Raw genomic sequence first — 22,053 nt, 5'->3', positions numbered from 1 at the left:
CCGCGCAGGCGTCAAAATATCAAGCCCTGCACAGATCCGACTCGAATCGCTTCAAGTGCGGTGTTCTTAGTTATCCATTATTTGGTTTTGTTAAATCGGCGCTGCAAGACTGCCGGATCGGCAGTCGATAGATCGATAACAGATCGATCGCAGAGCGGCCGGTACACCTGTCCGGGCGCCCGCATGGGCGAGCGTTTTTCCGCAGAGCGTTAACGCCGCGCCGCGCCCCGACCGAACGGCCCGAGTGCTTCGCCGTCAGTGCCGGAAGTGGCGATGCCCGGTGAACACCATGGCCAGCCCCGCCTCGTCGGCGGCCGCGATCACCTCGGCGTCGCGCATCGAGCCGCCCGGCTGGATCACCGCCGTGGCGCCCGCCTCGGCGGCGGCCAGCAGGCCGTCCGCGAAGGGGAAGAACGCGTCCGAGGCGACCACCGACCCGACCGCCAGGCTTTCGGCGAGGCCGAGGCGCTTGGCGCCCTCGGCGGCCTTCCAGGCGGCGATGCGGGAGGAATCGACCCGGGACATCTGCCCGGCGCCGATCCCCACGGTGGCGCCGGCCTTGGCGTACACGATGGCGTTCGACTTCACGTGCTTGGCGACCCGGTAGGCGAAGCGGAGATCGGCCGATTCGGCCGCGCTCGGCGCACGCTTCGTGACCACATTGAGCGGCATGTCGTCGACCACCATCGCGTCGCGGCCCTGGACCAGCAGGCCGCCGGACAGGGTGCGCACGGTCTCGCCGGGCGCCCGCGGGTCGGGCAGGCTGCCCGCCAGCAGCAGGCGCAGGTTCTTCTTGGCGCCCACCAGGGCGATGGCCTCGGGCGTCGCGTCCGGCGCGATGATCACCTCGGTGAAGATCTCGACGATCCGGCGCGCGGCCTCCACGTCCAGCGTCCGGTTGAGCGCGACGATTCCGCCGAAGGCCGAGGTCGGGTCGCAGGCCAACGCCCGCTCGTAGGCCTCGAGCAGGCTCGCCCCCTCCGACACGCCGCACGGATTGGCGTGCTTGATGATCGCCACTGCGGCGGCGCGGCTGGGGTCGAACTCGGCGACGCATTCGTAGGCGGCGTCGGTGTCGTTGAAGTTGTTGTAGGACAGCTCCTTGCCCTGAAGCTGGCGCGCGGTCGCCACCCCGGCCCGGACCTTGCCCGGCGCCCGGTAGAAGGCGGCCGCCTGGTGCGGGTTCTCGCCGTAGCGCAGGCCCTGCGCCAGCGTGCCCCCGAAGGCGCGGAACCGGCCGGGCGCCTCGGTGCCGAACTGGACCGCCATCCAGTTGGCGATGGCGGCGTCATAGGCGGCGGTGCGGGCGAACGCCTTCTGGGCGAGCTGCCGGCGCAGGTCGCCGCCGACGGCGCCGTCGTTCTGTTCCAGGGCCGCGAGCACCGCGGGGTAATCCGAGACGTCGGTGACCACGGCGACGTCGGCGTGGTTCTTGGCCGCCGCTCGAATCATCGCCGGGCCGCCGACATCGATGTTCTCGATGCAGTCCGCCTCCGGCTTGTTGGCCGCGATGGTCGCCTCGAACGGGTAGAGGTTCACCACCAGCAGGTCGATCGCCCCGATGCCGTGGGCGGCGAGCGCGGCCTGGTGCTCGGGGTTGTCGCGGATCGCGAGCAGGCCGCCATGCACCGCCGGGTGCAGGGTCTTCACCCGCCCATCCATCATCTCGGGGAAGCCGGTCAGGTCGGCGACCTCGGTGACCGGAAGGCCGGCCTCCTGGAGCGCGCGATGGGTACCCCCCGTCGAGACCAACGCGATGCCGCGGGCGTGCAGCGCCCCGGCGAACGCGACGAGGCCGGTCTTGTCCGAGACCGAGAGAAGCGCGCGGGAGACCCGCACCTGATCGTGCGCCATAGCTGCTTGCCGAACCTTGAGATTTCGGCGCGCGGTAGCATGGAACCGGGGCGCGGGGCCAGCCGGGATCAGGGAGCCGTCGCCCCCCGCATCGGCGCCGAGGCCAGGCGCGCGAAGCTCCAGCGCACCTCGACATCCTCGGAGACGCGCAGATGCAGCACGATCTGGTCGGTGCGGCGCGGCCCGGTGAGACCGGAAAAGTAGACGCTCTCCTCCAGCGCGATCTCGGCCCCGGACGCCCGGAACACCCAGACCTCGCCGAGCGCGGACGCGAGTTCGAGCCCCTCGGGCACGCCGCGCACGGCGATGCCGGGATGCAGATGGAAGCGGATCGCCACATCGTGGCCGCGCACCCGGCCCTTGCCCTGGCGCAGGAAGGCGTCGCGGCCCTCCAACCGCGCATCGGCGGGAAACAGCTGCCAGCGCCGCTCGTGCACGATGCCGAAATCCTGTGCGTAGCCGTCATGCCGGGCGGCGAGCACGACGCTGTCGTCCTCCTCCACACGTTCGGCCGCCACCGCGGCCGGGCCGCGCAGGATCACGGCGCCGCGGCGGCGGATCAGCCACGCGGCCACGATGCGCTCGCCCCACCAGCCGGTGACGGTGAGGAAGCGGCAGGAGGAGGCGTGGGCGACGCTCGCCGTGGAATGGGCCGGGGTGGACCGGGCCAGCAGCCGCAGGTCCGGCCCGCTGGCCGGCAGGCCGCAATTGACCACGATCCGCTGCGGCCCGCTCGACATCTCGAAGGCGAGGCAGCCCGCCCCGGCATTGATCGCGTAGGGCAGCGGCGGGCTCTTGCCGACATCGGCGACCACCACGACCCGGCCGCCCTCCAGGCGCTCGTAGCCGGAATTCGGCGCGTGCATCATCGGCCGGGCGAGCGCGCCGTCATAGACCAGCAGCGTCGCGAGATGGTCGGCGTCGGTGGCGCCCATGCCGTTGAAATGGCTCAGCGAGGCGTCCGGATGGCGGAGCAGCCGCAGCAGCGGCAGCATCCGGTCCACCGCCCGCAGCAGCGCGGCGGGGGGCTCGACGCTGCGGCTGAGATAGCTCTGGCGCAGGGGCAGGAGATCGAGCAGCAGCTCCATGGCGAAGCGCGCGTCGCGGGAGCGGTGGCCGCCGTCGGTGAGGATCTGGCGGTCGAGCTCCCGCGACAGGATCCGGGTCGCTCGGCGCAGGATCGGCTGGATGCCGTCGCAGCACAGGCCGGCGTAGCAGAGCGCCACGGCGGCGTTCAGGCGCCATTGCGGCGGCACGCCCCGCCGCAGGTCGCGCTCCAGCTGCTGGGCGTTGCGGGCGATGGCCTTCAGGAAGTTCTGGTAGAAGGTGTGGTCGGCCCCCTCGAGCACGAGGGGCGACTGGCACAGGAACGAGATCAGCCGCCGGGCCGCCACCGGGGTGTGGCGGGCCAAAGCCGGATCGCCCCGGCCGACGATGAAATCGGCCACGAAGGCGCGGGCGTTGGCCCGGGCCAAAGCCGTGTCGGCCGCCCGCAGGTGGCGCAGCCAGCCGAAGCCGTAGAGCTCGTCGGCCCATTCCGGCGAGGGCGGGGCGTAGTCGAACGGCGAGCCGCCGCTCGCCGCGAGCGACCGCCCGGCGAACACGAACAGGCCGGCATAGATGTCGTCCGCAAACGTCGCGTCGGAGGTGCGCAGGTCATGCGGCGCGATCACCAGCGCGGTGACCCGCATCCGTGCCAGGATGTCGGGCGAAGCGGTGAGGCTGGCGCCGACCGCTCGCAGGGTCCGCGCGGTCTCGCGCGCCACGAGCCGGTAGAAGCGCCAGCGGTCAGGCCCCCAAGCCACGCGAACTCCCAGCCACGCGATCTCCGAGCCACGCGCTCCCGCCAGGCCCCAAGGACCCGAGCCCTCGGGTACGAGGATCGGCTGGCACCCGTTTCGTATCAGGGTAGAGGCGGCCTCTTAACCGGCGGTTTACGCTATGTCATTCCCGCGGCGGGAAAGAATGCGGTTTTATGCACGCTCCGGTTGAGCCCCCCCGGGGGATCGGTTCGGGAAAGCCGGGGATGCGGAGCCTCAGCCCGGGGCGAGCGCCGCGTCGAACGCCCGCAGGTTCGCGCGCATCATGTCGAGATAGGTCGCGGCCGGACCGTCCGGTCCCGACAGGGCGTCGGAATAGACCTTGCCGCCGATCCGGGCGCCGCCCTCGCGGGCGATCAGCGCCATCTGCCGCGGGTCGCTGATATTCTCCAGGAACACCGCCGGCACCTTGTCCCGGCGGATCTGCCGGATGATCGCCGCGACATCGCGCGGGCTGGCCTCGCTGTCGGTGGACACGCCCTGGGGTGCGATGAAGCGCAGGCCGTAGGCGGCGGCGAAGTACCCGAAGGCGTCGTGGGTGGTGATGATCCGCCGGTTCTCCGGCGGGATTCGTTCCACCGCCTGGCGCACGGCCTGGTCGAGGGCGTTGAGCTGCGCCGTGTAGGCCTCGGCCGCCGTCCGGTAGGAATCCGCGTGGGCCGGGTCCACCTTCGCCAGGCCGTCGCGGATGTTGGCGACGTAGATCCGCACGTTGGCGACGCTCTGCCAGGCATGCGGGTCGACCGCATGGTCGTCGTGGTCGTGGCCGCCGTCGGCGTGGGCGTGATCGTGCAGGGCGGCGATCGTCTTCACCCCCGCGGAGGCGACGACGATCGGCGCGCGGGTGCCGGACGCCCGGATCAGCCGGTCGAGCCAGCCTTCGAGCACGAGGCCGTTGACGAACACGATGTCGGCCGTCGCCAGCGTCTTGGCGTCGGCCGGGGACGGGCTGAAGCCGTGCGCGTCGGAATCGGGGCCGACCAGATTCGTCACCGCCACGTGTGGGCCGCCGACGGCGCGCACGAGATCGCCCAGGATCGAGAAGCTCGCCACCGCACGGACTTTTTCGCCGTCCGGGACCGCCCAGGCCGGGAGCGACACGCTGAGCCACAGGGCGAGGCCCGCGAGCCATGCCAACCGAACCGTCCCGCGCACGTGTTGTCCTCCCAATCCACCGGGGTCGCGGTACCGGTAATGTAACAGTGTTACATACACAAGCGGGATACACGGCCGGCGCCTGATGCGGATCGTGGGCCGTCGAGTTCATCGCCGCGGCGGCCGAGCGTGAGATGGAGAATGTCATGTCCCGACGTTTGAGAGCCGCCATTCTCGTCACCGGCGCCCTCGGCCTGGGCCTCGTCGGCGCGGCCGCCGCGCGCGACCGCGGTCCCGAGGGTTTTCGCGGGCACGGGCATTGGAGTGCCCTCAGCCCCGAGGATCGGGCCGCCTTCGCGGATGCCCGCATCGCCGGCCTGCATGCCGGCCTGAAACTCAATGCCGACCAGGAGAAGCTGTGGCCGCCGGTCGAGACCGCACTGCGCGACATGGTCAAGCTGCGCCAGCAGCGCCGCGAGGCGATGCGCGATCGCCCGAAGATGTCCGACGACGCGCCGGCGGCCCTTCGGGCCATGGCGGATGCGACGACCGCCCGGGGCGAAGCCCTGCGCAAGCTCGCCGACGCCTCGCAGCCGCTCTACGCCAGCCTGGACGAGGGCCAGAAGCGGCGCGCGATGATCCTGGCCCGCCCGATGGGCGGCCATCGCCATGGCGGCTGGCATCACCACCGCGACGACGAGCACGGCCCGGGCGGCAACGACCGCTGAGCGCGGGGCTTGAGAGCAAAGACCTTGATCCGTGGCGACGGCGGCTGCAAACCGCTGCCGCCGCGCATTCTGCCCCAGGGAGCCCGGTGACAGGACCCAACCGGTAAGCTCCATGGCGCGCCTCCCCGGCGACACCTTCCCCCTCCTCGTCCGCCTGTGGCGCACCTGGCTCTATCCCCATCGTGCGACGCTCGCCGTGGTGCTGGTGCTGATCGCGCTGGTGGGCGGCTCGACCGGGCTGTACCCGGCGCTGATCAAGGCCGCCTTCGACGCCTTCGACCGCAAGGACGCGGCGGCGATCGCCTACGGGCCGCTGGTGGTGATCGTGGTCACGGCCTTGCGCGGCTTCTCGCTGTTCGGCCAGACGGTGCTGACCAACCGGGTCGTCACCCGGGTGGAGGCCGACATGCAGGCGGCGCTCTACGGCCACCTGATCGAATCCGACCTGGCGCAGCTCGGCCGCGAGAGCCCGGCGGCGCTTACCCAGCGCTTCACCACCGATTTCGCCTTCATCAAGGAGGCGCTGACCCGCATCTCCACGGTGCTGCTGCGCGACATCGCCATGCTGATCGGTCTGGTCGCGGCGCTGATCTGGATGGACCCGGTCCTGACCCTGGTCGCCGGCCTGACGGTGCCGTTCGTGGCCGGGCCGATCGGGCGGATCGGCAAGAAGCTCCGGCGGGTCTCGACCACGACCCAGGAGCAGATGGGCGCCACCGCAAGCCTGATCTCCGAGAGCCTCCAGGGCGCCCGGGTCGCCAAGACCTACGCGATGGAGGGCTACCTCAAGGGTCGGGCGGCCGAGGCGCTCGACGAGGTGCGCCGCCTCAAGATGAAGGCCGCCAACGCGCGCGGGCGCCTCGACCCGCTGCTGGAGGTGGGCGGCGGCATCGCGGTGGCGGGCGTGCTGGTCCTGGTCGGGCAGCGGGTGCTGGCCGGTGAGCGGACGGTGGGCGACTTCACCGGCTACGTGGCTGCCCTGCTGCTCGCCGCCCAGCCGGCCCGGGCTTTGGGCAACCTCAACGCCATCCTGCAGGAGGCGGCGGCGGCTTTGCGGCGCTACTTCGACGTGATGGACGAGGCGCCCCAGATCCGCGAGGCACCCGGCGCGGCGCCGCTCGCCGTCACCGCCGGGGAGATCCGGTTCGAGGGCGTGCAGTTCCGATACCGCCCGGACGCGCCGGCCCTGGAAGGGATCGACCTCACCGTTCCCGCGGGCGCGGCCACCGCCCTCGTCGGGCGCTCGGGATCGGGGAAATCCTCGCTGCTCAACCTCGTGCCGCGGCTCTACGACGTCACCGCCGGGCGGGTCACCATCGACGGGCAGGACGTGCGCGCCGTGACGCTCGCCTCGCTTCGCGCCGCCGTCGCGGTGGTCTCGCAGGAGGTGGTGCTGTTCGACGACACGGTCGCGGCCAACATCGGCTTCGGCCGCCCCGGGGCGAGCCCGGCCGAGATCGAGTCGGCCGCCCGCGCCGCGGCCGCTCACGACTTCGTCACCGCCCTGCCGGAGGGCTACGCGTTCCGGGTCGGCCCGGCCGGCAACCGCCTCTCCGGCGGCGAGCGCCAGCGGGTCGCGCTGGCCCGCGCCTTCCTCAAGGACGCGCCGATCCTGCTCCTCGACGAGGCGACTTCGGCCCTCGACTCCGAATCCGAGCGCCTCGTCCAGGAAGCGCTGACCCGGCTGATGCGCGGCCGCACCACCCTGGTGATCGCCCACCGCCTCTCGACGGTGCGCGAGGCCGACCGGATCGCCGTGATGGAGGCCGGCCGCGTCATCGAGACCGGCCGGCACGACGACCTGATCGCGGCCGGCGGCGCCTATGCCCGCCTGCACCGGATGCAGCTGTCGGAGCCGGCGCCTCCCGCGCGACCGGACTCATTCAGTGCTGGACGAGGCTCGGGTCCCCTCTCCCGTGCGGGAGAGGGACAGGGTGAGGGGTGCGACCTTTCCGGAGAGACCTGACCCCTCACCCCAACCCTCTCCCGCTCGGGAGAGGGAGCGCGTCGCGGACATCACAGATCGACTCGCAAACCTCGTAGCCGGCAGCGTGAGGCACCGGCGGCACAAGCTGCCGACAAGGCATCAGCGACACCATAGGCATGCGCGTGCTCCGTAGATTCGTCCGCCGGAGCGCGGCATAAGGGCTTGAGTCTATGAGGATCCCACCCGTGAGCGACCTGACGTTCGAGACCCACGCCCATCCCGCCCGCCGGACCAGTGCCGAGCGGGCCGCCCTGATGGAGAATCCGGGCTTCGGCAAGGTGTTCACCGACCACATGGTGGTGGCCCGGTACGTGGTCGGCCGCGGCTGGCACGACGCGCGGATCCAGGCGCGCGAGGCGATCCCGCTCGATCCCGCCGCCGCGGTGCTGCACTACGCGCAGGAGATCTTCGAGGGGCTCAAGGCCTACCGCACCACCGATGGCGGCGCCGCCCTGTTCCGCCCCGATGCCAATGCCCGCCGCTTCCGGCTGTCGGCCGAGCGCATGGCCATGGCGCCGTTCCCCGAGGATGCCTTCGTCGAGGCCATGCACAAGCTGGTGCAGATCGACCGCGACTGGATCCCCGACACCCCCGACGGCAGCCTGTACCTGCGCCCGTTCATGATCGCCAACGAGGCGTTTCTTGGGGTCAAGCCGGCCTCGGAATACCTGTTCATCACCATCGCCTCGGCGGTGGGGTCCTACTTCAAGGATCCGAACGGCACGGTCACGGTCTGGCTCTCCGAGCACTTCACCCGCGCGGCGCCGGGCGGCACCGGCGCGGCCAAGTGCGGCGGCAACTACGCGGCGAGTCTCGCCGCGCAGGCCGAGGCCACGCGCCAGGGCTGCGAGCAGGTGGTGTTCCTCGACGCGGCCGAGCGCCGCTACATCGAGGAACTCGGCGGCATGAACGTGTTCTTCGTGTTCGCGGACGGCTCGCTGCTGACCCCGCCGCTCTCGGACAGCATCCTGCCCGGCATCACCCGCGATTCGGTGATCACCCTGGCGCGCGAAGCCGGGCTCACCGTCAAGGAAGAGCCCTACACGATCGACGCCTGGCGGGCCGACGTCCGCGCCGGCCGGCTGACCGAGGCCTTCGCCTGCGGCACCGCCGCGGTGATCACCCCGATCGGCACCGTGAAGGGCCGCGAGGACAATTTCACCATCGGCGACGCGGTGGCCGGCCCGGTGGCCCGCCGCCTGCGCAGCCTGCTGGTGGACATCCAGCGCGGCACGACCCAGGAATCGCGCGGCTGGTTCCAGAAGGTTTTTTAGGGTTTTTTTCGCCGCGGGAGTGGGGTCGTTTTGCCCGGTTCGCGCTCCGGATCTGCCACGCATCTCCCTCCCCCCTTTGCGGGGGAGGGAGATGCGCGGATGACGGAAGCGGCAGCCAGCAGCATCCCGGAAACGACCGCCGGGCCGTGGAATCCCGGCGTCCAGTCCGACCTGCCGGCCGCCTTCACGCCGCTGATCACCGTCTACCGGCCCGAGCACGTCGAGACGTCCCTGCGCGACGCGCTCGAGATGAGCGACCTGTGCGGGCTGCCGGCCCGTCAGCTCACCCGGATCCGGCCGGGGCGCCTCGTCGTCCACGAGGTGCTGATCCGGGTCATGTCCGACCTGTCGGTGCCGGTGGGCGCGGTCTACGCCGATCTGGGCGTCAATTTCCGGTCGATCGTCTCGGCCATCCTGCGCGAGGGCATCGAGCCCCGACTCGGTGAAGTCGAGGCCGCCCTGGCCGCGCTTCGGGCCGAGGCCGATGCAGTGCTCCAGCGTGAGATCGCCGCGATCCTCGACGACCCGCCCGCCCCGCCGCCACGGGAGCGCGGCTGGCTCGACCGGCTGCTCGGTCGCCGGCCGCCATCGCGCAGCCCACCGCCCCGCCAGGATCCCGCGACCCGGGCGCTCGGCCATCTCGACGCCTGGCAAAGCCGAGCGCTGCAGGCCGGGGACGGGCTGGAGATCGCCGCCTGCGAGGCCCTGCGCAGCGTCGTCTCCGGCATCCTCGCCCGGCAGAACACGTTGATCCGCGACCCCGCCCTGCTGCGCGGCATCGCCGGGACCCTGGTCTCGAACGGCTACGGCAGCCGCCGCATCGGCGAGTTGATCGAGCCCTGGATCGCCGCCGTGGTCGAGGCAAGCGGCTACCGGCGCCTCGCCCCGCAGGCCCATCCGGTGGTGATGAACGTCAAGGGCGCCTCGGCCTCCGGCAAGAGCACGATCCGCCCCTACCAGCTCGGGCTGGCCCGGCGCCTCGGGATGGCGTGGTCCGACTTCGCCGTCATCACCCCGGATGTCTGGCGCAAGTTCTTGCTCGACTACGACAGCCTCGGCCCGGCCACCCGGTATGCCGGCACGCTCACCGGCTACGAGGTCGAGATGATCGACATGAAGCTCGACCGCTACGTCACCCGCAAGGCGGCGGAACGGCGGATCTCGAACCTGCTCATAGACCGGTTCCGGTTCGACAGCTTCCAGGCCGAGGCCGGCTCGGATGGCGGCGGCCAGCTGCTCACCCGGTTCGGCGAGCGGGTCTACATGCAGTTCATGGTCACGCCTCCGGCCGACACGGTGGAGCGCGCCTATAAGCGCGGTGAGCAGTTCGGCCGGTTCAAGGCCGTGGAAGACCTGCTGGCCCACAATGTCGAGGCCTATACCGGCATGCCGCGCCTGTTCTTCAACTGGGCGCTCGCCCGGGACAAGCAGGTCGTCTGCGAGTTTCTGGACAACAGCGTCCCGCAGGGCGAGCGCCCGCGCACCATCGCGTTCGGGGCCGGCGGCGTCCTGAACATCCTCGACGTGAAGGGGCTGATCGACATCGACCGGTTCCGCAAGGTCGACATCTTCGCCCGGACGCCGGAGGAGGTGTTTCGCGGCGTCGATCTTTCGGCCTCAGCCAACACGACCTTCCTGCGCGACTGCCTGCGCAGGATGGACACGGTCCGGTTCGCAAGGGCCGAGACCGGCCGCGTGTTCTTGCGCCTCGACCGCGGCCGGGTCACCGGCCTCGACCGACAGATCCTGGCGGAAGCCGACGGGGACGCAGATTGGGAGGCGGCCGGGGCGGTGATCGGCATCCCCTCCGACGACGCAGGGATACCGAACCTCGATGAGACGCTTATCCAAGCGGGGGAGCCGACCCTCGGCGCTTGGGGTTCTCGCTGGGCCTGATCGGAAAGTGGAACAATAGTACCTGAAATGACAACGGGCCGCCGCTCTGTCGCTCTGGTATATTGCATGCCTGAGCCGGATATGCATGATTGAGCCTGCACGCCAGACGCGCCATCGCAAGGACGCGCCGCCCACCAGAGAGGCTCAGGGATGGAACGCCAGGATTCGCCGTCGGCGAAATGGTGGCAGCTCGCCTTCGGGGTGATCTGCATGGCCATGATCGCCAACCTGCAATACGGCTGGACGCTGTTCGTCGATCCCATCGACCAGCGCTACCACTGGGGGCGGGCGGCGATCCAGCTCGCTTTCACGTTGTTCGTCGCCACCGAGACCTGGCTGGTGCCCGTGGAGGCCTGGTTCGTCGATCGCTACGGCCCGAGCCTGGTGGTCGCCTTCGGCGGCGTGATGATCGCCCTGGCCTGGACCATCGACGCCTACGCGGACAGCCTCGCCCTGCTCTATCTCGGCGCCGTGGTCGGCGGCATCGGCGCCGGCTCGGTCTACGGCACCTGCGTCGGCAACGCCCTGAAGTGGTTTCCGCATCGCCGTGGGCTCGCCGCCGGCGCCACCGCCGCCGGATTCGGCGCGGGCGCGGCCATCACGGTGGTGCCGATCGCCCGGATGATCGCCACCAGCGGCTACCAGGACGCCTTCCTGTATTTCGGCATCGGCCAGGGCGCGGTCGTCCTCGCCCTCGCCTTCCTGCTGCGCAAGCCCGTGAGCGCTGCGCCGATGCAGCGCACGAGCCTGCGCCTGCCCCAGACCAAGGTCGACCGCAGCCCCCGCGAGGCGGTTCGCACGCTGGTCTTCTGGGTGATGTACGCGATGTTCGTCATGGTCGCCTCGGGCGGCCTGATGGCGGCGGCGCAGATCGCCCCGATCGCCCACGATTTCCACGTGGCCGGCGTGCCGGTCAGCCTGTTCGGTCTCCAGATGGCGGCGCTGACCCTGGCGATCTCCCTCGACCGGATCTTCGACGGGTTCGGGCGGCCGTTCTTCGGCTACGTCTCCGACCATATCGGCCGGGAGAACACGATGTTCATCGCCTTCTCGACGGCGGCGCTCGCGGTGATCGTGCTGCTCACCTACGGCCACCACCCGATGGTGTTCGTGTTCGCCACCGCGGTGTATTTCGGGGTGTTCGGCGAGATCTACTCGCTGTTCCCGGCGACCTGCGGGGATACGTTCGGGTCGAAATACGCCGCCAGCAATGCCGGCCTGCTCTACACCGCCAAGGGTACCGCCGCGTTCCTGGTGCCGTTCGCGAGCCTGCTCTCGGCGGCCTATGGCTGGTCGGCGGTGTTCGCGCTGATCATCGGGCTGAACGTCGCCGCCGCCGCGCTCGCGATCTTCGTGCTGCGGCCGCTGCGGGCCCGCTACCTCGCCGAGGGCGAACATCCCGCGGCGCTCGCCGCCCAGCCGATCCGGGTGGCCTGAATGCTCCCGATGTCACGACCTGCATCGAACGCCGCTTGAATCCACGGATCTCCTATCCTCCTCCTCATCCTGAGGTGACGAAGCGAAGCGGAGGCCTCGAAGGAGGGCTCCAGGGATCGCAGAGACTTCTGAAGGGCTCCTTCGAGGCCCGCCGGCGCGGGCACCGCAGGAGGAGGGAAGCGGGTCGGAGATCGCACAAACACAGCCCCTGAGGGCCGCCCGTACCGACACTGAATTTCCGGGAGAAACAGCGATGACCGCTCTGGCAAAGATCGTCCACACCGCCCCCGAGATCGAGGCCGAGCCGGATCTCACCGACGGCTTCCACCTCGTCATCGACGCGCTCAAGCTCAACGGCATCGAGACGATCTACGGCGTTCCCGGCATCCCGATCACCGATCTCGGCCGCATGGCGCAGGCGGCGGGCATGCGGGTGGTATCGTTCCGGCACGAACAGCATGCCGGCAACGCCGCCGCGATCGCGGGCTTCCTCACCCAGAAGCCGGGCATCTGCCTCACGGTCTCGGCGCCGGGCTTCCTCAACGGCCTCACGGCGCTCGCCAACGCCACCACCAACTGCTTCCCGATGATCCTGATCTCGGGCTCGTCCGAGCGCGAGATCGTCGATCTCCAGCAGGGCGATTACGAGGAGATGGACCAGCTCGCCATCGCCAAGCCCCTGTGCAAGGCGGCCTTCCGGGTGCTGCACGCGGCCGATATCGGCATCGGAATCGCCCGGGCGATCCGCGCGGCCTGCTCCGGAAGGCCCGGCGGCGTCTATCTCGACCTGCCGGCCAAGCTGTTCTCCCAGGTGATGGAGGCCGAGGCCGGCCGGACGTCGCTCGTGAAGGTGATCGATCCGGCCCCGGCCCAGCGCCCCGCCCCCGAGGCGATCGCGCGGGCGCTGGACGTGCTGAAATCCGCCCGCCGGCCGCTGATCGTGCTCGGCAAGGGCGCGGCCTACGCGCAGGCCGACGACGCGATCCGCGCCCTCGTCGAGACCAGCGGCATCCCGTACGTGCCGATGAGCATGGCCAAGGGCCTGCTGCCCGATACGCACCCGCTCTCGGCCGGCGCCGCGCGCTCGACCGCCCTGAAGGATTCGGACGTGGTGCTGCTGATCGGCGCCCGGCTCAACTGGCTGCTGTCGCACGGCAAGGGCAAGAGCTGGGGCGAGCCGGGCTCGACCAAGTTCATCCAGATCGACATCGAGCCCCGCGAGATGGATTCGAACGTCGAGATCGTCGCCCCGGTGGTCGGCGACATCGCCTCCTGCGTTCAGGCGCTCCTCGACGGCATGGGCCAGGGCTGGCAGCAGCCCCCGGCCGACTGGATCGACACGCTCAAGACCAAGCGCGAGGCGAACATCGCCAAGATGGCGCCCAAGCTCATGAGCAACGCCTCGCCCATGACCTTCCACGCGGCGCTCGGCGCCCTGCGGACCATCGTGAAGGAACGGCCCGACGCGATCCTGGTCAACGAGGGCGCCAACACCCTCGACCTCGCCCGGGGCATCATCGACATGTACCAGCCGCGCAAGCGCCTGGATGTCGGCACCTGGGGCATCATGGGCATCGGCATGGGCTTCGCCGTCGCCGCCGCGATCGAGACCGGCAAGCCGGTCCTGTGCGTGGAAGGCGACAGCGCCTTCGGCTTCTCCGGCATGGAGGTCGAGACGATCTGCCGGTACGGGCTGCCGGTCTGCATCGTCGTGTTCAACAACAACGGCATCTACCGCGGCACCGATGCCGACCCGACCGGGCGCGACCCGGCCACCACGGTGTTCGTCAAGGATTCCCGCTACGACAAGATGATCGAGGCCTTCGGCGGCGACGGCTACCACGTCACCTCGCCGGACGAGCTGACCCGGGCGGTCAACGCCGCGATGGATTCCGGCCGGCCGTCGCTGGTCAACGCCGTGATCGACCCGGCCGCCGGCAGCGAGAGCGGCAATATCGGCAGCCTCAATCCGCAGAGTGGGATCAAGAAGAAGACGTGAAGCAAGCGGGACGACAATACCCTTCTCAAGGACACGCGCGCTCCCTCCCCCCTCTGCGGGGGAGGGAGAGGCGCGCGGGCCGGGCCATAGCGCTCATCTGTCGGCAAAGTGATGCCTGTAGCCTGCACATGAGAAACGCCCCCCCGCCCCTCCCCGTGGCCCGCCTCGTGCTAAGCTTCGGCGACACGCACCGCAGGGGCCGCCCGACATGCTGACCAGACGATCCTTCGTGGCCCTGTCGGGCGCGGCGCTCGCCGCCCCGGCGCTCGCACAGGGCGCGTCCTCGCGGGTGCTCAAGTTCATCCCGCAGGCCGACCTGACGGTGCTCGATCCGATCTGGACGACCGCCTACGTCACCCGCAACCACGGGCTCGCGGTGTTCGACACCCTGTACGGGACCGATGCGACCTACGCCGCGCAGCCGCAGATGGTCGCCGGCCACGTCGTCGAGGATGACGGCAAGCTGTGGCGCATGACGCTGCGGCCCGGGCTGACCTTCCACGACGGCACGCCGGTGCTCGCCCGCGACTGTGTCGCCAGCATCAATCGCTGGGCCAAGCGCGATCCGATGGGCCAGACCCTCATGGCCTACACCGATGAGCTCTCGGCTCCCGACGACCGGACCATCCAATTCCGGCTGAAAAAGCCCTTCCCGCTCCTGCCGGATGCCCTGGGCAAGGTCGGCTCGCCGATCTGCGCGATCATGCCGGAGCGGCTGGCCAAGACCGATGCGTTCACGCAAGTGACCGAGATGGTCGGCAGCGGTCCGTTCCGGTTCAAGGCGGACGAGCGGATGGTCGGCGCCCGGGTCGTCTACGAGCGCTTCGACAAGTACGTCCCGCGCGAGGGCGGCGAGCCGCAATGGACCTCGGGCCCGAAGCGCGCCTTCCTCGACCGGGTCGAGTGGCACGTCATCCCCGATCAGGCCACCGCCGCCTCGGCGATGCAGACCGGCGAGATGGATTGGTGGGAGCAGCCGCCCGCCGACCTCGTGCCGACGCTGGGCAGCCTGAAGACCTCGATCAAGGACCCGACCGGGCTGATCGGCTGCCTGCGCATGAACCAGCTGCTGCCGCCCTTCGACAATCCGGCGATCCGGCAGGTGCTGCTGAGGGTGGTCGACCAGACCGACTTCATGCAGGCGGTGACCGGCGACGACCCGAAGCTGAGGCACGTGCCGACCGGCTTCTTCTGTCCCGGCTTGCCGATGGCGAGCGAGGCCGGCCTCGACGTACTGACCGGCAAGCGCGACTTCGACGCCGCCAAGACGGCGTTGGCCGCCGCCGGCTACAAGGGCGAGAAGGTGGTGCTGATGGGCGCCTCCGACTACCCGAGCCTGAAGGCACTGGCCGACGTGGCGGCCGACATGCTGACTCGCGCCGGGTTCAACGTCGATTATCAGGTCATGGATTGGGGCTCGGTGGTCCAGCGGCGGGCCAAGCGCGACCCGATCGCCCAGGGCGGCTGGAGCATCTTCTGCACCTTCTGGGCCGGGCTCGACCAAGCCAACCCGGCGGTCAGCGCGTTCCTGCGCGGGACCGGCGCGAGCGCCCCGGTCGGCTGGCCGACCAGCGAGATGCTCGAGACGCTCCGCCAGGAATGGCTCGACGCCCCCGATACCGCCGCGCGCAAGACGCTGGCGGACGCCCTGCAGAAGCAGGCTTTTGCGGACGTGCCCTATCTGCCGCTCGGACAGTATTTCAACCAGACCTCGTACAAGCCCTCGGTGACCGGGGTGCTCGACGGCGTGCCGGTGTTCTGGAACGTCAAGAAGGGCTGATCCGGCGCGTCAGGCGGGTACGGCGTCCGGAGGCGCGCCGGCCCGCGCGGTGTTGCCGGCATCGGCGATCAGCGCCGGGATCAGGTCGGTCTGCGAGACGATCCCGATCAGGCGGCCGTCCGGGTCGACCACCGGCAGGTGGTGGAGGGCCGCCTCCGCCATCTTGAGCACCAGTTCGGCCAGGGGCGTGTCCGGCGTGACGGGCTCGACCGCGCTCATGATGTCGGCAGCGCAGCCATGGGGCGCCCGCCCGCGCTCCACGGTCAGCCGCAGACGGCGGCCGAGGCCGAGGCGCGGGCCGCTCTTGTCCCAGGCGGCCTTGTCGAGGAGGTCGGTCTGAGTGACGATCCCGAGCACCCGGGCGCGCTCGTCGGTGACCGGCAGGGCCTTGATCCGGTGGCGGCGCAGCAGCCGCAGTGCCTCGTCCAGGGACTCGTGCGGCGCGACCCCGATCACGTCGCGGGACATGATCGTCGCGCAGGTGGTCTGGCCCGGGCGGCGCCCGTAGACGCGCATCTGCACCCGCCGCAGGATCTGCTCCAGGTCGCCGCGGTCGACATCGAGCAGCTGGTCGAAATCCTCCAGCGCCGCGTCGAGGTCCGAGGCCAGGAAGCCCAGGCGGGAGGCCGGCGCCGGATCATCGGTCCGCTTGCCGGCCGGGCGCAGGTGCGGATAGGCGCGGCCGGTGAGGTTGTTGAACAGGAGCGCCGCGGCGAGCAGCAGCAGCGAATTGGCCGCCACCGGCCAGAGCACGAAGCCGTAGCCGAGTTCCCGGATCGCCGGGCCGCCCAGAACCGCCGTGAGCGCCACCGCCCCGCTCGGCGGGTGCAGGCAGCGCAGCGCCATCATCAGGGCGATCGCCAGGCCGATGGCCACGGAAGCCGCCACGAAGGGGTCCGGCACCCAGATCGCCGCCGTAACGCCGACCAGGGCGGCGACGAGGTTGCCGCCGAGGATCGACCACGGCTGCGCCAGCGGACTCGCCGGCACCGCGAAGAGCAGCACCGCCGAGGCGCCCATCGGGGCGATCAGGACCGGGGCGGCCTCGGGTCCGATCGCGGCGCGGCAGACCAGGCCGGTGGCCAGGATCCCCAGCAGGGCGCCGGCGGCCGAGCGCAGACGCTCACGCGTGCTGACCGGCGTCAGCTCCGGAAGGAGGCGGCTGAGCAGTGATCGCATCGGATCCGGATCCCGCAGACGAGACGGGACGGCGCAGAGGGCGCCGTCCCGCTTCAGACTAGCAAAGGTCGGGAGCCGCTTATCAGACCGCACGGGCCTCGTGCATCGCCTGGATCTGCGCGGGGCTGTAGCCGAGGCCGGTCAGCACCTCGTCGGTATGCTCGCCGAGCAATGGCGAGGCCTTCACCTCGACGGTCATGTCGGAGAACTTGATCGGGCTGCCGACGGTCAGGTAGCTGCCGAGCTTCGGATGCGGCACCTCGACCACGGTGCCGCTGGCGCGCAGCGACTTGTCCTCGGCGATCTCCTTCATCGACAGCACCGGCGCGCAGGGGATGTCGTAGGTGCGCAGGATGTCGACCGCCTCGAACTTGGTCTTGTCGGCGAGCCACTCTTCGATGGTCTTGAAGATGTCGAAGATCTTGTCCTGCCGGGCGCGGGGTGTGTTGTAGGCGGGGTCGGAAATCCACTCCTCCCGGCCGAGCACCTTGCAGATCGGCGCCCAGGCATGGCCCTGGATCGTGAAGTAGATGTAGGCGTTCGGGTCGGTCTCCCAGCCCTTGCACTTCAGCACCCAGCCCGGCTGGCCGCCGCCGCCGGCATTGCCGCCGCGCGGCACCACGTCCGAGAACTCGCCGTGCGGGTATTGCGGATATTCCTCGAGATAGCCCAGGGCGTCGAGGCGCTGCTGGTCGCGCAGCTTCACCCGGCAGAGGTTGATCACCGAATCCTGCATCGAGACGGCGACCTTCTGGCCGGTGCCGGTCTTGTTCTTCTGGTGGAGCGCCGTGAGGATGCCGATGGCGAGGTGCATGCCGGTGTTCGAATCACCGAGGGCCGCGGCGCTGACGGTGGGCGGGCCGTCCCAGAAGCCGGTGGTCGAAGCGGCGCCGCCGGCACATTGGGCGACGTTCTCGTAGACCTTCAGATCCTCGTAATGGTGCCCGTCGGAGAAGCCCTTCACCGAGGCCAGGATCATCCCGGGGTTGAGTTCCTGGATCCGTGCCCAGGAGAAGCCCATCCGGTCGAGCGCCCCGGGGCCGAAATTCTCGACCATCACGTCGGAATCCTGGATCAGCTTCTCCAGGACCTCCTTGCCGGCCTGGGTCTTGGTGTCCAGCGTCAGCGAGCGCTTGTTGGAATTGAGCATCGTGAAGTAGAGCGCGTCCGCATCCTCGACGTGGCGCAACTGCGTGCGGGTCACGTCGCCCGAGCCCGGCCGCTCGACCTTGATCACGTCGGCGCCGAACCACGCGAGCAACTGCGTGCAGGCGGGACCGGCCTGGACGTGGGTAAAGTCGATGATCTTGATCCCATCCAACGGCTTGCTCATCTGGCGTTCTCCCTTGCACGGTGAGGCTTGCGGTCTTCGGACGGTCCCGTTTGTCAGGATCCGTTCGGAAGGGCTTCGAGCTCGGCCACGCGCTCGCGCAGGCGCTTCTCCTCGGTCCAGCGCTCGGTCTCGTCGCGGATCACCGCGACGATCCCGGTCACCTGGTCCGACGCGTCCCGGATCATCCCGACCGTGAAGGCGATGGAGAGCTGGCGGCCGTCCTTGTGGATCGCCGGCACCCGCAGGGTCTCCGCCCCGTAGCGGGTGATTCCGGTCCGCATGGTCTTGGCGTAGCCGTCCCAGTGGCGGCGCCGGTGCCGCTCCGGCGTGATCAGGTCGAGGGTCTGCCCGAGAGCGTCCGCGGCGGTGAAGCCGAAGATCCGCTCGGCCGCCGGGTTCCAGACCGTGATCGCGCCCTCAGGATCGGCAACCACTACGGCGTCGCCGACGGCCTCGACGAGGTTCGTCAGATCATCCGCAGGCGGGCGATCGAGCATGGCATCAGTGGCCGACATGGACGGGCCGACACGCGCACCGTCGATATTCGGCAGCCGTGATGCGGGGTCTGTCGAGGCGATCGAAGCTCGGGTCCGTCATCGCGGCCTTCCTACGATACGGCGCTAAAGTTCCATTTGGCCCGGAGCTTGGCGCCGCATCTCGCTGTGCGTGTTGGTATTTGGTATGCCAAATACCTCAGTACGTCAACCGAGAAGGCGAAAACGGCATTTTGTTGCAGTTCGCTCGGCGCGTCTGAGGGACGATCGTTGTGACGAACAGTCGACCGGTCAGCCCGCATCGTCATCGCGAGCGAAGCGAAGCGCCCCAGCGTTCCACCACGGTTTGAAACCGTGCGCTGCCCCGGCTTGCTTCGCGGCGCACGCAACGACGGTCAGGCTGCGGGCCCTCAAGCAACCCTATCGGCACGGTCAGCGCGGCGCGGCTCAGCGGGCCGCCTTCTCAGATTCGCCGCTTTCCGAGGGCAGGAGCCGCACAGCCAGACAGCACGGGCCGGCGTTTCGGCAATCCGCCCTGGAGACCACCCCGGTGATCCGTTTCGAGAAAGTCAGCAAGGTCTACCGCACCGACGGCCACAAGCGGACGATCCTGGAGCAGGTGTCGTTCACCCTGAAGCCCGGCGTTTCCTACGGCATTCTCGGCATCAACGGCGCCGGCAAGTCGACCACGATGCGGCTCATCGCCGGGACCGAGGATCCGACCCGGGGCAAGATCCACCGCGGCTTGCGGATCTCGTGGCCGCTGGGCTTTGCCGGCGGCTTCCATCCCAAGATGACAGGCCGCGACAACGTCATGTTCGTCGCCCGCATCTACGGCGAGGACCCCCGCCGGGTGCTCGACTTCGTCGAGGACTTCTCCGAACTCGGCAGCTATCTCGACGTCCCGATCTACACGTACTCGTCCGGCATGGGCGCCCGGCTCGCCTTCGGCATGAGCATGGCGATCCCGTTCGACTGCTACCTGATCGACGAGATCACTTCGGTGGGCGACGCCCGCTTCTCCAAGCGCTGCGACGAGGTGTTCTCCCAGCGGCGCAAGAACGCCGACATCATCATGGTGTCCCACTCGATGGAGACCATCCGCCAGTGGTGCACGCAGGGCCTCGTCCTGCTCAACGGGCGCGCGATCGTCTACGAGGACGTCAACGACGCGATCGAGGTCTATCGGCGCCTGAACGCCTGAGCGATCGGACCCGCGAAGACATGCTTTTGCCGCCTCCCCGTGCGAGAGGCATCCGACGCGAGCGTTTCGGCGCGGTCGAGGGCCCGGTGACGGGCCGACCGTCGAGGCCGGGGAGGCCGGGGATCAGGTCATGAATATGGAGATCCGGAAAGCCGAGGGGCAGCCGCTGACGACCGCGGATCGCCAGCAGGCGATCACCGAGTCGTTGCGGCAGATCGCCCGCATGTCGCGGTTCGTCGACCGCAAGAAGGGCATCCGGTCCTACCAGAGCCACGTCAAGAACGATCCCTGGATCCCGATCCTGTTCGTCATCTGCTTCGTGCTGCCGACCTTGGCCGGAGCGCTGTATTTCGGCCTGATCGCCTCGGACCGCTACGTCAGCGAGGCGCGATTCGCGATCCGCCCGGCACTCGGCACGGCCGACAAGGCGGCGCCCGACTCGGTCGGCACCTCTTCGGGCGTCCCGAGCCAGATGGTGGCGCAGGACACGCTGATCACCAACGAGTACATCCTCAGCCGGCCGATGCTGGAAACAATGGAGGCGAAGCTCCCGATCCGCGAGTGGTTCAGCCGCGACAGCATCGACTACTTCTCGCGGTTCGATCCCGAAAAACCGATCGAGAAATTCCTCCGCTACTGGAAGCGGCGCGTCGGCGTCGACATCGAATCCGGCTCCGGCATCATGTCGCTCACGGTCGAGGCCTTCGACCCCGACGAATCCCTCGCCATCGCGAAAGCCGTGATGACGGAGGCCGAGCGGATGGTGAACGACCTCAGCGTGAAAGCGCGCGAGGACGCGGTCGCCGAGAGCACCCGCGAGCTGAAGCTCGCCGAGGAGCGCATGACCAAGATCCGCCTCGCGATGCGCGACCTGCGCAACCGCGAGGGCGTGCTCGACGCGCAGAAGTCGAACGAAGCCAATCTCAAGATCGTCTCGGAGCTGCGGGCGGCCCGGATCAACCTGGCGGTGCAGCTCGCCATCGGCCAGCGCGACCTCGGCCCGGAATCCCGCCGGATCATCGACATCAAGCAGCAGATCAAGGATCTCGACGAGAACATCGCCCGGATCGAGCGGCAATCGGCCAGCCAGGATCCCGAGCAGAAGCGCCTGCTCTCGGACGCGCTCACCCGGTTCGAGGCCCTGGAGAACGACCGCAAGAACGCCGAGAAGTACTACCAGCAGGTGCTGACAGCCCATGAGCGCGCGCGCATCGTGGCGGCCCGGCAGATCGAGTTCTTCAGCCCGATCGTCGAGCCGGTGAAGGCGGAATCTTCGGTCGAGCCGCGGCGGGTCCTGATGATCAGCCTGGTCACAGCGGGTGCGGCCGTGCTGTTCGCCGCCTCGATGTTCGCCCGGAAGATGATGAACTGAGCCGCTCAGCGCCGCGCCGCTGACCCGCCGGCATTGCCGGTCCAGCCATCGGCGCGCCAGCCCTCGGCGCGCTCGTCGAGATCGATCGAGCCGGCCCGATCGACGATCGCCATCACGTGGTCGGCCTGATGGTCCTCGGCCCGGACCGTCACGAGGGTTCCGCCCCGGCGCACGCCCTCGGCATAGGTTTCGGCCTCGCCCTCGGTGAGCCCGGCCCCTGTTAATCCGCCGATCAGCCCGCCCGCCGCGGCGCCGACCCCCGCGCCGGTCGCGGCCGCCACAAGCCAGCCCGCCGCGACCACCGGCCCGAGGCCGGGAATCGCCAGCAGCCCGAGCCCTGCGAGCAATCCGGCGCCCCCACCCAGGACCGTGCCGACGGTCGCGCCGGTTCCGGCGGCATCCACCGGATCGACGACGTCGGGATGGGGGTCGCCGAACGGCCGATCCTGGATCGCGGCCGGTTCGGCCCGGTTCGCCAGGATGCTGATGTTAGCGTGGGGAATCCCCACAGCCTCGAGCTGGTCGACCACCCCCGTGGCGGTGTCGTACTCGTCGAACAGGGCGGTCAGGACGCGCGCGGCCATACGGGGTCTCTCGTTCG

At 69.8% G+C, this 22,053-nt stretch carries 16 protein-coding genes; 9 read left to right on the top strand and 7 right to left on the bottom strand.

What is annotated here, in order from left to right; all coding sequences use genetic code 11:
- Positions 1 to 255 precede the first annotated feature (255 nt).
- The 3 genes from purH to MKL09_RS21710 all read right to left on the bottom strand — a co-directional run bounded on the left by purH (position 256) and on the right by MKL09_RS21710 (position 4,829).
- On the bottom strand, positions 256 to 1,854 hold the full coding sequence (gene purH, locus MKL09_RS21720) for a bifunctional phosphoribosylaminoimidazolecarboxamide formyltransferase/IMP cyclohydrolase (RefSeq protein ID WP_244023600.1): 1,599 nt from the start codon (positions 1,852 to 1,854) through the stop codon (positions 256 to 258).
- A gap of 68 nt (positions 1,855 to 1,922) precedes the next feature.
- Positions 1,923 to 3,659: a heparinase II/III family protein gene (locus tag MKL09_RS21715; RefSeq protein ID WP_244023598.1), complete on the bottom strand. Its 1,737-nt coding sequence runs from the start codon at positions 3,657 to 3,659 to the stop codon at positions 1,923 to 1,925.
- Positions 3,660 to 3,890: 231 nt separating this feature from the next.
- The gene (locus MKL09_RS21710) at positions 3,891 to 4,829 is read right to left on the bottom strand and encodes a metal ABC transporter substrate-binding protein (protein WP_244023596.1); all 939 of its coding nucleotides are present in this window, start codon (positions 4,827 to 4,829) and stop codon (positions 3,891 to 3,893) included.
- Between the two features lie 146 nt (positions 4,830 to 4,975).
- Here MKL09_RS21710 and MKL09_RS21705 point away from each other — a divergent pair, with 146 nt between their 5' ends.
- The 7 genes from MKL09_RS21705 to MKL09_RS21675 all read left to right on the top strand — a co-directional run bounded on the left by MKL09_RS21705 (position 4,976) and on the right by MKL09_RS21675 (position 15,870).
- Positions 4,976 to 5,497, top strand: a complete 522-nt coding sequence (locus MKL09_RS21705) for a Spy/CpxP family protein refolding chaperone (protein ID WP_244023594.1) — start codon at positions 4,976 to 4,978, stop codon at positions 5,495 to 5,497.
- Positions 5,498 to 5,609: 112 nt separating this feature from the next.
- Entirely contained in the window at positions 5,610 to 7,463 is a 1,854-nt protein-coding gene (locus MKL09_RS21700; protein WP_244023592.1) for an ABC transporter ATP-binding protein, read from the top strand.
- Between the two features lie 191 nt (positions 7,464 to 7,654).
- Positions 7,655 to 8,758: a branched-chain amino acid aminotransferase gene (locus MKL09_RS21695; RefSeq protein WP_244023590.1), complete on the top strand. Its 1,104-nt coding sequence runs from the start codon at positions 7,655 to 7,657 to the stop codon at positions 8,756 to 8,758.
- Positions 8,759 to 8,857: 99 nt separating this feature from the next.
- Entirely contained in the window at positions 8,858 to 10,654 is a 1,797-nt protein-coding gene (locus MKL09_RS21690; RefSeq protein WP_244023588.1) for a zeta toxin family protein, read from the top strand.
- A gap of 150 nt (positions 10,655 to 10,804) precedes the next feature.
- Positions 10,805 to 12,091: an oxalate/formate MFS antiporter gene (gene oxlT, locus MKL09_RS21685; protein ID WP_244023586.1), complete on the top strand. Its 1,287-nt coding sequence runs from the start codon at positions 10,805 to 10,807 to the stop codon at positions 12,089 to 12,091.
- A 253-nt stretch (positions 12,092 to 12,344) separates the two neighbouring features.
- Positions 12,345 to 14,090 carry an oxalyl-CoA decarboxylase gene (gene oxc, locus MKL09_RS21680; protein WP_244023584.1) on the top strand — a complete coding sequence of 582 codons (1,746 nt, stop codon included), beginning with the start codon at positions 12,345 to 12,347 and terminating at the stop codon, positions 14,088 to 14,090.
- Between the two features lie 208 nt (positions 14,091 to 14,298).
- Positions 14,299 to 15,870, top strand: a complete 1,572-nt coding sequence (locus MKL09_RS21675) for an ABC transporter substrate-binding protein (RefSeq protein ID WP_244023582.1) — start codon at positions 14,299 to 14,301, stop codon at positions 15,868 to 15,870.
- A gap of 9 nt (positions 15,871 to 15,879) precedes the next feature.
- Here MKL09_RS21675 and MKL09_RS21670 read toward each other — a convergent pair whose 3' ends face one another.
- The 3 genes from MKL09_RS21670 to MKL09_RS21660 all read right to left on the bottom strand — a co-directional run bounded on the left by MKL09_RS21670 (position 15,880) and on the right by MKL09_RS21660 (position 18,879).
- Positions 15,880 to 17,049 carry an HPP family protein gene (locus MKL09_RS21670; protein ID WP_244023580.1) on the bottom strand — a complete coding sequence of 390 codons (1,170 nt, stop codon included), beginning with the start codon at positions 17,047 to 17,049 and terminating at the stop codon, positions 15,880 to 15,882.
- A gap of 82 nt (positions 17,050 to 17,131) precedes the next feature.
- On the bottom strand, positions 17,132 to 18,382 hold the full coding sequence (gene frc / locus MKL09_RS21665; RefSeq protein ID WP_244023578.1) for a formyl-CoA transferase: 1,251 nt from the start codon (positions 18,380 to 18,382) through the stop codon (positions 17,132 to 17,134).
- A gap of 53 nt (positions 18,383 to 18,435) precedes the next feature.
- Positions 18,436 to 18,879, bottom strand: a complete 444-nt coding sequence (locus MKL09_RS21660) for a PAS domain-containing protein (protein ID WP_244023576.1) — start codon at positions 18,877 to 18,879, stop codon at positions 18,436 to 18,438.
- Positions 18,880 to 19,426: 547 nt separating this feature from the next.
- Here MKL09_RS21660 and MKL09_RS21655 point away from each other — a divergent pair.
- Positions 19,427 to 20,080, top strand: a complete 654-nt coding sequence (locus MKL09_RS21655; RefSeq protein ID WP_243972939.1) for an ABC transporter ATP-binding protein — start codon at positions 19,427 to 19,429, stop codon at positions 20,078 to 20,080.
- A gap of 130 nt (positions 20,081 to 20,210) precedes the next feature.
- Entirely contained in the window at positions 20,211 to 21,452 is a 1,242-nt protein-coding gene (locus MKL09_RS21650; protein ID WP_244023574.1) for a capsule biosynthesis protein, read from the top strand.
- Positions 21,453 to 21,457: 5 nt separating this feature from the next.
- Here MKL09_RS21650 and MKL09_RS21645 read toward each other — a convergent pair whose 3' ends face one another.
- The gene (locus MKL09_RS21645) at positions 21,458 to 22,036 is read right to left on the bottom strand and encodes a hypothetical protein (RefSeq protein ID WP_244023572.1); all 579 of its coding nucleotides are present in this window, start codon (positions 22,034 to 22,036) and stop codon (positions 21,458 to 21,460) included.
- Positions 22,037 to 22,053: the final 17 nt, after the last annotated feature.

It is taken from the genome of Methylobacterium sp. J-048, from assembly GCF_022829515.1.
GTDB lineage: Bacteria > Pseudomonadota > Alphaproteobacteria > Rhizobiales > Beijerinckiaceae > Methylobacterium.
The sequence above is the reverse complement of the archived record's forward strand: the minus strand, read 5'-3'. Positions and strand labels throughout refer to the sequence as shown.